Source organism: Pseudomonas extremorientalis, assembly GCF_001870465.1.
GTDB classification, from domain to species: Bacteria; Pseudomonadota; Gammaproteobacteria; order Pseudomonadales; family Pseudomonadaceae; genus Aquipseudomonas; species Aquipseudomonas extremorientalis.
In genome coordinates, this window is sequence record NZ_MDGK01000047.1 from 24,551 (window position 1) to 37,029 (window position 12,479).

Consider the following 12,479-nt stretch of genomic DNA (forward strand, 5'->3'; position numbering starts at 1 on the left):
ACCATTTTGGCACACACGCCCGCCATGATAACCGGGTCACACTCACATTATGCCGTTTGTGCATAGGCCAGTGTTTAACAGCATTGGCCCAAAAAGTTCTACAAGCCTAGCATTCGCAGCGTTCCGGCCAGTTCCGGGTCCATATCGAGATGATTTCCGTCATGTCCTCCGCTGCATCTTTCCGTACCGAAAAAGACCTGCTTGGCGTACTTGAAGTACCGGCTCAAGCGTATTACGGCATCCAGACCCTGCGAGCGGTGAACAACTTCCGCCTCTCGGGCGTTCCGATTTCGCATTACCCGAAATTGGTGGTCGGTCTGGCGATGGTCAAGCAAGCGGCGGCTGACGCCAACCGCGAGTTGGGCCAGCTCAGCGAAGCCAAGCACGCTGCCATCAGCGAAGCCTGTGCCCGTCTGATCCGCGGCGATTTCCACGAAGAGTTCGTGGTGGACATGATTCAAGGCGGCGCCGGCACTTCAACCAACATGAATGCCAACGAAGTCATCGCCAACATCGCGTTGGAGGCCATGGGCCACAAGAAGGGCGAGTACCAGTACCTGCACCCCAACAACGACGTGAACATGGCGCAGTCGACCAACGACGCCTACCCGACCGCGATCCGCCTGGGTCTGCTGCTGGGCCATGACGCGCTGCTGGCCAGCCTCGACAGCCTGATCCAGGCCTTCGCCGCCAAGGGCGAAGAATTCAGCCACGTACTGAAAATGGGCCGCACCCAGTTGCAAGACGCCGTGCCGATGACCCTCGGCCAGGAATTCCGCGCCTTCGCCACCACCCTGGGTGAAGACCTGGCACGCCTGAAAACCCTGGCGCCTGAGCTGCTGACCGAAGTAAACCTGGGCGGCACCGCCATCGGTACCGGCATCAACGCCGACCCGCGCTACCAGGCCCTGGCCGTACAGCGCCTGGCGGTAATCAGCGGCCAGCCGGTCGTGCCGGCTGCCGACCTGATCGAAGCCACCTCCGACATGGGCGCCTTCGTGCTGTTCTCCGGCATGCTCAAGCGTACTGCGGTGAAGCTGTCGAAGATCTGCAACGACCTGCGCCTGCTGTCCAGCGGCCCACGCACCGGCATCAACGAGATCAACCTGCCGGCCCGCCAGCCAGGCAGCTCGATCATGCCCGGCAAGGTCAACCCGGTGATCCCGGAAGCCGTGAACCAGGTGGCGTTCCAGGTCATCGGTAACGATCTGGCCCTGACCATGGCGGCCGAAGGCGGCCAACTGCAACTGAACGTGATGGAGCCGCTGATCGCCTTCAAGATCTTCGACTCGATCCGCCTGCTGCAACGTGCCATGGACATGCTGCGCGAGCACTGCATCGTCGGCATCACCGCCAACGAAGCCCGCTGCCGCGAACTGGTGGAGCACTCCATCGGCCTGGTTACCGCGCTGAACCCGTACATCGGCTATGAAAACGCCACCCGCATCGCCCGTATCGCCCTCGAAAGCGGCCGTGGCGTGCTGGAACTGGTGCGCGAAGAAGGCTTGCTCGACGACGCCATGCTCGACGACATCCTGCGCCCCGAAAACATGATTGCTCCACGCTTGGTCCCGCTGAAGGCCTAAGCGTTTGTTGCACCGCTCACCAGGCTGAGGGACTAGACACCTCTCACCTTTTGAGGGCCTGAAGGCTCGTTCTTCAGGCCCTTTTTTTTGCCCCGAGGTTGTGAAATGAAGCCTATAAAAACGCCAATATCGCTCTGCAGGCCCACCGCCCAGCTGAAACCTTTAATCGCCCCGAGCAGACGGATCACGTTCGCCTAGGTATAGTGCCGCCCCTCTTCGCGTCAGAGATCGTCGGTTACGAGGTCCTGTACAGCGCGAAACCGCATGAATAACAACACCCGCAAAAGGATTGGGGTCGAACGTCGTGCACTGCCTGGTGCTGAGCGATAGCGTCGAACCGTCCTGCGTTTGCCATTAGAAAAATCAGCGAGGAACACTCCATGCTCGAAGTCATCAACGACTTCCTCTCAGGGAAAGTACTGATCGTGCTCATTGTCGGGCTCGGCGGTTATTTCACGATTCGCTCGCGTTTCGTACAACTGCGTCACTTCTTCCACATGTTTTCGGTGTTTCGCGACAGCCTGAAAAACAGCTCCGACCAGCTCAGCTCCTTCCAGGCGCTGATGCTCAGCCTGGCCGGTCGCGTGGGTGCCGGTAACATTGCCGGTGTCGGTATTGCCGTGACACTGGGTGGCCCGGGCGCCGTGTTCTGGATGTGGGTTACCGCACTGGTGGGCATGTCGTCGAGCTTTATCGAGTGCTCCCTCGGCCAGCTGTACAAGCGCACCGACGCGGAAGGCACCTTCCGTGGCGGCCCGGCCTACTACATCCAGCACGGTTTGCAAAAGCGCTGGCTGGGCATGGTCATGGCGTTCCTGTTGCTGGTGACCTTCGGTTTTGCTTTCAACGGCCTGCAAGCCCACGCCGTGACCCACTCGCTGAACAACGCCTTTGGCCTGGACACCACCTACACTGGCCTGGCGCTGGCGGTACTGCTGGGCCTGGTGTTCATCGGCGGGATCAAGCGCATCGCCTCGATTGCCGACCTGCTGGTGCCGGTCAAGACCCTGGTCTACATCGCCGTGACTCTCTATGTAATCGTGCTGCAATTCGACCATGTGCCGGCCATGCTCGCGACCATCGTCAAGAGCGCCTTCGGCCTCGACCAGGCCTTCGGGGGCCTGGTGGGCAGCGCGATCATCATGGGTGTGAAGCGCGGTGTGTTCGCCAACGAAGCCGGCCTGGGCAGTGCGCCTAACGTGGCGGCGGTGGCGTCGGTCGAACACCCGATCGCCCAGGGCGTGGTGCAGGCGTTCAGCGTGTTCCTCGATACCTTCGTGATCTGCACCTGTACCGCGTTGCTGATCCTGCTCTCCGGCTTCTACACCCCGGGCTTCGAAGGCGACGGCATTGCCCTGACCCAGAACTCCCTGGCGGCGGTGGTGGGCGACTGGGGCCGCATGTTCATCTCGGTGGCCCTGGCGTTGTTCGTGTTCACCTCGATCATGTACAACTACTACCTGGGCGAGAGCAATCTGCGCTTCCTGGTAGGCAACAACCGCAAGGTGCTGATGGGCTACCGCGCCCTGGTGCTGGTGCTGATTTTCTGGGGTTCCATCGAGAACCTGAGCACCGTGTTCGCCTTCGCCGACATCACCATGACCCTGCTCGCGTTCGTCAACCTGTTCGCCCTGGCGTTCCTGTTCAAGATCGCCATGCGCATCCTCAACGACTACGACAACCAGCGCGCCGCAGGCATCAAGACCCCGGTATTCGATTCCAGCCAGTTCCCTGACCTGGACCTGGACCGCAAGGCCTGGCCAGCCAACCCGGTCAAGCCTGAGCCAAGCGCTCAAACTACCGCTGAACTGAACGCTCAAGCGCAACGCTGAGTGTAGAGAGATGACACGCCGCCCGGCCTTGGGCATGCTCTGGGCCCGGCGGCGTTTTTCGTTCAGGAGAAAATTCGATGTCCCCAGCTAACAACGTGATGGTGCTCTACACCGGTGGCACTATCGGCATGCAGGCCAGCGCCAACGGCCTGGCGCCCGCTTCAGGTTTTGAGGCGCGTATGCGCGAACAGCTTGCCGACGCGCAAGTGCCCGCCTGGCGCTTCCAGGAAATGTCGCCGCTGATCGACAGCGCCAACATGACCCCCGTCTACTGGCAGCGCCTGCACGCCGCCGTGGTTGAGGCGGTGGACGCCGGCTGCGACGCCGTACTGATCCTGCACGGCACTGACACGCTGGCCTACAGTGCCGCCGCCATGAGCTTCCAACTGCTCGGCCTGCCGGCGCCGGTGGTGTTCACCGGCTCCATGCTACCCGCCGGCGTGCCCGACAGCGATGCCTGGGAAAACGTCAGCGGTGCCTTGGCGGCGCTGGGCGAAGGCCTGGCGCCGGGCGTGCAGTTGTTCTTCCACGGTGCGCTGATGGCGCCGACCCGCTGCGCGAAAATCCGCAGTTTCGGTCGCCACCCGTTTGCTGCCCTGCAGCGCAATGGCGGCGTCGCCCAGGCCGAAATGATCCCGGCCGCCCTGCATTACCGTCAGCCCAAAGCCGTGGCCAACGTCGGTGTGCTGCCGCTGGTGCCGGGTATTGCCGCCGGGCAACTGGATGCACTGATCGACAGCGGCATTCAGGCGTTGGTGCTGGAATGCTTCGGCAGCGGCACCGGGCCGAGCGACAACCCGGCGTTCCTGGCCAGCCTCCAACGCGCGCACGATCAAGACGTTGTGGTGGTGGCGATCACCCAATGCCATGAAGGCGGTGTGGAGCTGGATGTGTACGAAGCGGGCAGCCGTTTGCGCGGCGTCGGCGTGTTGTCCGGTGGCGGCATGACCCGCGAAGCGGTGTTCGGCAAGCTCAATGCACTGCTCGGTGCGGGGCTCGACACCGCCGAGGTTCGTCGCCTGGTGGAACTCGACCTGTGTGGCGAGCTGAGCTGACCGGCCTGTAACTTGCTTCCCTTCCAGCCATCCCCTGGCTGGAAGCCCCCTATGCTGCACTCCCACCTGACCACTCTCAACGCCGTGTCCCTGGTGCTTAACGCTTTCAAGGCCGAAGGCTTGCCGGCCCAGGAACTGCTGGCTGGCAGCGGCATCTGCGCGGCGGACTTGAGCCGCGCCGACACGCGCATCACCACCAACCAGGAGATGCGCGTGTGTGCCAATGCCGTAGCGCGGCGTCGGGATATCGGCCTGGAACTGGGCCGGCAGATGCATGTATCGGCCTATGGCATGCTCGGCTATGCCCTGCTCACCAGTGCCACCTTTGGTGACGCCTTGCGCCTGGCGCTGCACTACCCGGCGCTGTTGGGAACACTTTTCGAGCTGAGCCTGGAGGAAGATGGCCAGCGCGTCTGGTTCACCGCCTGTGATTATCGCGAAGACCCGACGCTTGAGATGTTCAATGTCGAATTGTGCCTGGCCTCGCTGAAGGTCATCTGCGACGACCTGCTGGGCCAGCCGCTGCCACTGCTCGCCGCACGCTTCGAGTACGACGCCCCGGACTACTGCGCGCGTTATACCGAAAGCTTCCCTTGCCCGTTGCAGTTCCAGGCCACCGCCAACGCGTTTGCCTTCGATCGGCACTGGCTCGAACAGCCACTGCCGCTGGCAGACGCCGTCACCCACCAGGCCATGGCCGAGCGCTGCCGCAAGCAGAACCTGGAGTTCACCGGGCGCCAGGCCTGGCTGGGCAGGATTCGCCAGTTGCTCACCGCGCAACTCAACGCCGCGCCGGGCCTGGAAGGCCTGGCCATGCAGATGAACTGCTCGGCGCGCACCCTGCGCCGGCATTTGCACGACCAGGGTTGCAGCTACCAGGAGCTGTTGGACGAGTTGCGCTTCGAGCGCGCCAAGCAACTGCTGGCGGAGGACCAGTGGCCGATCTACCGGATTGCCGAGGCCTTGGGGTTCAGCGAAACAGCGAGTTTCCGGCATGCATTTGTGCGCTGGAGCGGCGTAGCACCGAGCCAATTTCGAGCATGATGCGCCATTGAGGGGCGAATTACGGACAGACACTTTGGCCATATTCATCCCCTTTTGGCCGCTCCTGTCGTTCTCTTGAACCGCGCCCACCGCAAGACTGCATGCACCGACCCAGCCTGCGGAGAACAAGAATGCTGACGATCTACTCGGACGATCACCACCTGCACCACGGCCGCTGCGAATTGATGGACGGGCAACTGATGCCCTGCTTCGAAATGCCCTCGCGGGCCGACCATGTGCTGCAGCGGGTCAAGGACCGCGAATTGGGGCCAGTGCAGGCGCCATACGACTTTGGCCTGGCGCCTTTGCAGCGCATTCACAACCGCGACTACCTGGATTTCTTCAAAGGCGCCTGGGCGCGCTGGACCGAATACGGCGAGGACGGCGATCTGCTGCCCTACACCTGGCCCGCGCGCACCCTGCGCCGCGTGCTGCCCACCAGCCTGCACGGCCAATTGGGCTATTACAGTTTCGACGGCGGCGCGCCGATTACCGCCGGGACCTGGCAGGCGGCCTACTCGGCGGCGCAAGTGGCGCTCACCGCACAACAGGCGATCCAGCGCGGCGCCCACAGTGCGTTCGCGTTGTGCCGCCCACCGGGCCATCACGCCGCCAGCGACTTGATGGGCGGTTATTGCTACCTGAACAACGCCGCGATTGCCGCCCAGGCGTTTCTCGACCAGGGCCACCGCAAGGTCGCGATCCTCGATGTGGACTACCACCACGGCAACGGCACCCAGTCGATTTTCTACGACCGCCGCGATGTGCTGTTTACCTCGATCCACGGTCACCCGGAGGCCGAGTTTCCGTTTTTCCTGGGCTATGCCGATGAGAGGGGCGAAGGTGCCGGCGAAGGCTTCAACTTCAACTACCCGCTGCCCGCCGGCTCCGGCTGGGACACCTGGAGCGCAGCACTGGAGCAGGCCTGCCGGGAGATCGAACACTACGGCGCCGACATCCTCGTGGTCTCGCTGGGCGTGGACACCTTCAAGGATGACCCGATCTCCCAGTTCAAGCTCGACAGCCCGGACTACCTGACCATGGGCGCGCGCATCGCACGCCTGGGCAAGCCGACGCTGTTCGTGATGGAAGGCGGTTACGCGGTGGAAGAAATCGGCATCAACGCCGTCAATGTGCTCGAAGGTTTTGAGGGGGCCGCCCAATGAATATGCTCAAGTCGCTTGTGCTCTGCGCCGCCGTGCTGAGCAGCACCGCACACGCCGAAGAAAAAACCCTGAAAGTCTATAACTGGTTCGACTACATCACGCCCAAGGCACTGGAGGATTTCAAGGCGCAGAACCCGAAGATCAAGCTGGTCTACGACATCTTCGACACCAACGAAGCACTGGAGGCCAAGCTGCTCACCGGCAACTCCGGCTATGACGTGGTGGTGCCCTCCAACGTGTTCCTCGCCAAGCAGATCGAAGCCGGCGTGTTCCAGCCCCTGGACCGCAGCCAATTGCCCAACTGGAACCACCTCGACCCCAAGCTGATGAAGCTGATCGAGGCCAATGACCCCGGCAATAAATTCGCCGTGCCCTACATGTACGGCACCATCCTGATCGGCTTCAACCCGGCCAAGGTCAAGGCTGCGCTCGGCGACAACGCTGCGGTGGACAGCTGGGACCTGATTTTCAAGGAAGAGAACATCAGCAAGCTCAAGCAATGCGGCGTGGCCCTGCTCGACTCGCCTTCGGAGATCCTGCCGTTGGCCCTGCAGCACCTGGGCCTGGACCCCAACAGCAGCAACCCCAAGGACTACGTCAAGGCCGAGGCGCTGTTGATGAAGATCCGCCCGTACATCACCTATTTCCATTCGTCCAAGTACATGGCCGATATCGCCAACGGTGACATTTGCGTGGCCGTGGGTTATTCGGGCAGCTTCTCCCAGGCGGCCAACCGCGCCAAGGAGGCCAGGAACGGCGTAGTGGTGGATATGCGCCTGCCCAAGGAGGGCGCGCCGATCTGGTTCGACATGCTCGCCATTCCCAAGGGCGCGCAGAACCCACAGGACGCCTACACCTTTATCAACTACCTGCTGCAACCCCAGGTGATCGCGCCGATCAGCGATTTTGTCGGCTACCCCAACCCGAACAAGGATGCGACCGAACAGGTCGACCCGGCGATCCGCAACAACCCCAACCTGTACCCCACCGAGGCGGCGATGGCGGGGCTCTATACCCTGAAACCCCTGGGCCGTGATGCCGAACGTGCCAGGACCCGCGCCTGGACCAAGATCAAGTCCGGCACCTGAGACGCATACATAAACACCGCCCTCCTGACAGCGCGCTTTCTAGCATGGGCATACCCGAGGCAGAGCCTCGGCCTATGCCCATCACAAGCCTGTCAGGTCTCCCATGACTTCAATCACAGACACCTCAGATTCGCCACTACTGCCACGCTTTTATTCCACCGCCACCCTGATCACTCAGTTGTCCACTGGCCCTGCGTTTAGGGAGGTGGCCGCCGCCTTGCTGCGACGTGAGCTCAAAGCGCGCTACCCCCAATTGGATATAGACCCCAATAGCACGATGGTTGGCACGCCGGTTTGGGACGTCGTCGGTGATCAAGTCGTGGCCAAGCCTCCCCAGTACCAGGCACTCGCCGACGTCCTGGCCAAACAGGCCGTACTCGGCGTACCGACGATCTATATCGAGGGGGAACACTTTCTCACCCGGCTGCCAATCGTTGAGCCAGCGGTGCACCTGCAGGTACGCATCGAAGAAATCGCCAACATTATCAATTTGCTGGCGCCAGTGATGATCACAGGCTTCCAGGAGCAACAGGCAGAATACTGGAACATGTCCGAGAACGGTTCAGCGCCCCATTGGCAGCAACTGTCCAGCGCCCTTCGCAGCTTTTGGAATGTCGAGACGGTGGACGGTTGGACGCATGAGGATTGCGTCATGGCGCGCAGCCTGTATGCCGCCCCGGATCCGGATGTCCGCAAACGCAATGATCCCTATGCGTCCCGTGCCTGTCTGGTGGACATTTTTCTGATCGACGACGACGGCAAAGCCACCCACCTCAATGACAGCCTGATCGCCGTACTGGTCGGCAGACAAAACGGCCAAGAGGTGCTGCTGACCTATTCGCCAGGGCACGGCTATGAAAAATTCAACTCGATCGAGGCCTTGGGAGCCGCGTTGGAGAATTACCTGCCAGACCGTGCGCTGGGCAAGAAAATCGATTGGCGCCTGTTCGAGCCCGACGGCAACTTTTTCGACCAGCAAGCCTGCATCTTGATCTCCATTCAAATCGACGCCATCGGCGCCATCCGCTTTACGGACACGACGCTACAGCTGCCCGGTTCCGTCACGGCCCCTGCCGGCAATGACCAGCCCCGGCGCTCCCCTGGCCTCGACTGGTTCAGGGACGCCTTGCCCGATTGGCTCAGCGAGGCTTCCAGCCCGGAACAGGACGCCTATGGCCGCCACCTCAAAGACCTGGCAGCACTGCATAGCCTGAACGAGGGCCACGCCTACGACGACGGCATTGCCCCCATCGAGCAATACGCACTCGATGCGCTGAAAGCGCAGATGAACAAAGACCACAAAGACGCCAAGCATCTGGCCTTGGACAAGATCGACATCGTGGTCCAGAGCCCTGTCATCTGGGGTACGTTCACGGTGCCCGGACAAACCGTGACCACCACGTTCAGCCTGGCGCAACTGGCCCTGCAAAACCTGATCGCCCTGCCGTTGGGCAACAAGACCCTACGCAGAAGCAACGGCGGCACAATTCCCGAGTGGCTCACCGTCGGCTACCTGGAAACCCTGATTACCCGCATCGACATCGGCAGCGCCTACCCGGCGTTGATCAAAAGCAAACTGCTGGATGACCCGATAGAGTCGTCGCGACGTGAGAAGCTCTACACCAGCCATCTACGCATTCAGCTACCGCTGTTGGCGCTGCACTACAAACTCAATCAAAAAGGGGGCATCGACGAACGCGGATACCGTTATGTGACGGCCGTGATGCAGGACAACGCAGCGGATCGCACAGTGGAGGGCAATACTATCGTCATACGGCCGTTGGCCTTTCTGACGAAAAACGGCAACGGCAAACCGAACACCGTCGCGAACATGTTTGTGATCGGTCCCGCCGATCTGCAGGCCGGGCCCTGCTTACTTTACCGTCCACTGCTCGACGAGCCCCTGAGCCAATACCCATCTCCCGCCAATCTGATCTACGCGATCCAGCAATCCCCGAGCCTGCGCGAATCGGTGCTCGCCTGGTTGCCGGATAGCGTGCGCACGGATTACAGCCGGTATGTGTTTCCAGGCACCTTACCGTCGCCCTGGTCGGTGGTGGATTTCCTGGTAGAACCGGCCAAAGTGCTGAGCCTGAGCGGCCCGCTGCTGCTGGGCGAGGAAACCCTCAATGGCGATAGGCTCGCCACCCTGTTCAAGGCCAACGCCAATGCACTGGTGACATTGGCCGATCGTCAGTCGGTCTCCAACGCGGATGCGCGCTGGGCTACCTTGGAGCGCACCGGCTGGCTGATATTCAACGCAGCCTTGCCGTTCCTCGGGCGCACGGCCGGGGTGGCGGCATGGATCTGGCAAATAATGGACCAACTGCAAGAAGTGGTCGACGCCGAAGAAGACCCACAACACCGCTCACGCTTGGGCGCCATCACTGACCTGCTGCTCAACCTGGGCATGGCCGTCACGCTGCACAGCGTGACCCGACAATCCAAACCATCGCGGCCTATCGCCCAGCAACCCATCCCGATCAAGCCAGCGCCGGAAAAAAGACCGGCGACCACGATTCGCAAGATCCCAGATGTCAAAATTTCTGAGATCCCTTCGGATCGCTCACAACCGTTGCACACCAGCGGCGCCACCCATCGTGGTGGATCACACCTGGCCGCGCTCCTGGACAGCTACAAAGTCGAAAAGCCCAGCAACCTTGGCGCGCCGATCAGCGAACGCGGCCCAAACCAGCATCTCTATAAGCTCGCCGACAAACTCTATGCGCCCGTGGGCAATCGTTGGTATCAAGTGATCGTTGATGAAAGTGGCAACGTCATCATCGTCGACTCGAAACAATTGTCCCGCCTCGGCCCTTTGCTGGTCAGCAATCGCCAAGGTAACTGGTTTATCGACACACGCCTGCGCCTGCGTGGTGGGGGACCCACATTGAAGGCACGGATAGCCAAGGCCCTGGCCGAAGAGCGTGCTCAACGCCTGCGTCGCCAACTGAGTGACTTCGAAAAAACCAAGAAAGACGCCCAGGCCGAGCTGCAAAAAGCTTATGAGGCCATGACTCAGGGCACTGCCGACACCGCAGAGACACGCCGACAAAACTACTTGCAGACCTTGGTCGCTCAACGCGACAACTACGAAACCGTGCTGCAACAGCTCAAGCAGTTGAATGTCTTCGCGCCGTCAGCGGACTACGCCACCAAAGCCATCTCCTACCTCAAGGTGCAGATTGAATTCACTTACGCGGGCATCCGCGAGGCTCTCACCCGCTTTGCCCCGATGATGCGCAAGGTACTGGACCAACTCCATAGCCCAACGAGCCAACGGCCCTTTGACGACGCGCGCCAGATGATCGACCTGACCCAGGACATGCTCGACCGCCTTGACTACATGAACACCCGCTTCGATGAACTCAGGCAACTGTCCAAGGAAGGCTTCACGTTGATCCGCGACACTAAAAGCACATTGCCGCATTACCCCCGCGAACACCTCACGGCCCTGCAGGTCACCCTCACTCGCCACCTGTGCCTGGCGGAGGATACGCTGGCCTCCGCCCCAGAGGCCTGGTCAACCATCGACTCGATCGTCGACACCGCCGATATCGCCATTCAATGCCTGACCGATACGTTGAAAGAGCGCAGCGAGTCGCGCCTCGACGAACGTATCGGCACACTGGGCAGCCTGGTCGGCCAGTTCCAGGTCATCGGGGAACGCCTGAGTGACTTTGCCGAACGCTATACAGCGCATACGCAACCGACTCGGATACAGGGTCTGCGCGACCAGCTCAAGGCGTTCAGCCGGGAGGCCACACAGAACCTGGCGCTGTTGAGTGTCGAAAGAGATGCCCTCAGGCTGCGTCCTATCCCGCCACCATTGCCACCACGGCCAAACAGCCAATTCATCCGCACGCGCTACGAGGGTATCCGCATCGGCGAACCTCGCCTGTCGCCCACCGGGGAGCAAACCGACCTGGTGGATATCCGCTCGCCGATCACCCAAAAGATCATTGCCACCTATCATCAGAAATCCCCGGGGGTGTGGGTTGAGCGCGTCCAGACGTCGACAGAGCCGGCAGCTACCCTCGATATTCAGGCCGCCGTCCGCGAAGGCCAGGCCTTGCTGGACACGCTGCCTGAGTTCCTGCGCCAGGCAGATGTCCGGGCCAACCAGGAGGAGCGCACAACCTTAGGCATCGAAAACCTCTATCACCAGCAAGCCTTGCGCCTGGAACGCGCCAGCGAAGCCATCGACCAGGCCTTGACCCAAGGAAACATCACCGAAAACGTCAATCAACCGGCCAGTGCCGTCAACAAAGCGCTCGATACGGCTATTGCTCAGCTATACCGACGCAGCCGCGAACACCTGCTCAGGCTGCACAAGACGCAGGCACCAACGATCGAGAATGTCGAGTGGCTGCTCAATCACAATGAAATCAAGATCAAGAAGACAATCACCCGACGCAAACTCAAAAGTCCCCGGCCCGACTACCTCGATGAGTACAGCATCGTCGAACGCAGCTCCGGCAAGCCGCTGTGGTATGCGCACTTCCACTACAGCGCCTCCTGGACACCGGCCAAGTACTACATCGCCGCACGTTTGAAAACCCCGGCCGAGCAGCTCAAGGGACTGGCCGCCGACACCACCGTAGGCCTGAGCGAAGCCCAAAGGATTGACTACTACCTCAGCGAGATCAGCCTGAAGCAGGCCGACCGACTGTTTTTCGAAAAGAAGGAGGCCTGAGTCGACGCCTTC

Annotated in this window: 7 protein-coding genes; all 7 read left to right on the plus strand. The window is 61.4% G+C overall.

From position 1 onward, the window contains the following. The first annotated feature begins 161 nt into the window (after positions 1-161). The 7 genes from aspA to BFN10_RS18140 all read left to right on the plus strand — a co-directional run bounded on the left by aspA (position 162) and on the right by BFN10_RS18140 (position 12,467). A complete protein-coding gene (aspA, locus tag BFN10_RS18110) occupies positions 162-1,586 on the plus strand; it encodes an aspartate ammonia-lyase (RefSeq protein WP_071490829.1) in 1,425 nt (474 codons plus the stop codon). Between the two features lie 380 nt (positions 1,587-1,966). After that, entirely contained in the window at positions 1,967-3,418 is a 1,452-nt protein-coding gene (locus BFN10_RS18115; protein ID WP_071490830.1) for an alanine/glycine:cation symporter family protein, read from the plus strand. A 77-nt stretch (positions 3,419-3,495) separates the two neighbouring features. Next, positions 3,496-4,473: an asparaginase gene (locus tag BFN10_RS18120; RefSeq protein WP_071490831.1), complete on the plus strand. Its 978-nt coding sequence runs from the start codon at positions 3,496-3,498 to the stop codon at positions 4,471-4,473. Positions 4,474-4,524: 51 nt separating this feature from the next. Next, the gene (locus BFN10_RS18125) at positions 4,525-5,517 is read left to right on the plus strand and encodes an AraC family transcriptional regulator (RefSeq protein ID WP_071490832.1); all 993 of its coding nucleotides are present in this window, start codon (positions 4,525-4,527) and stop codon (positions 5,515-5,517) included. Between the two features lie 131 nt (positions 5,518-5,648). Then, entirely contained in the window at positions 5,649-6,683 is a 1,035-nt protein-coding gene (locus tag BFN10_RS18130) for a histone deacetylase family protein (RefSeq protein ID WP_071490833.1), read from the plus strand. Next, positions 6,680-7,771: a polyamine ABC transporter substrate-binding protein gene (locus BFN10_RS18135; RefSeq protein ID WP_071490834.1), complete on the plus strand. Its 1,092-nt coding sequence runs from the start codon at positions 6,680-6,682 to the stop codon at positions 7,769-7,771. Before BFN10_RS18130 ends, BFN10_RS18135 begins: the two co-directional genes overlap by 4 nt. Positions 7,772-7,874: 103 nt before the next feature. Next, complete coding sequence (locus BFN10_RS18140) at positions 7,875-12,467, plus strand: dermonecrotic toxin domain-containing protein (RefSeq protein ID WP_071490835.1); 4,593 nt, start codon at positions 7,875-7,877, stop codon at positions 12,465-12,467. Positions 12,468-12,479: the final 12 nt, after the last annotated feature.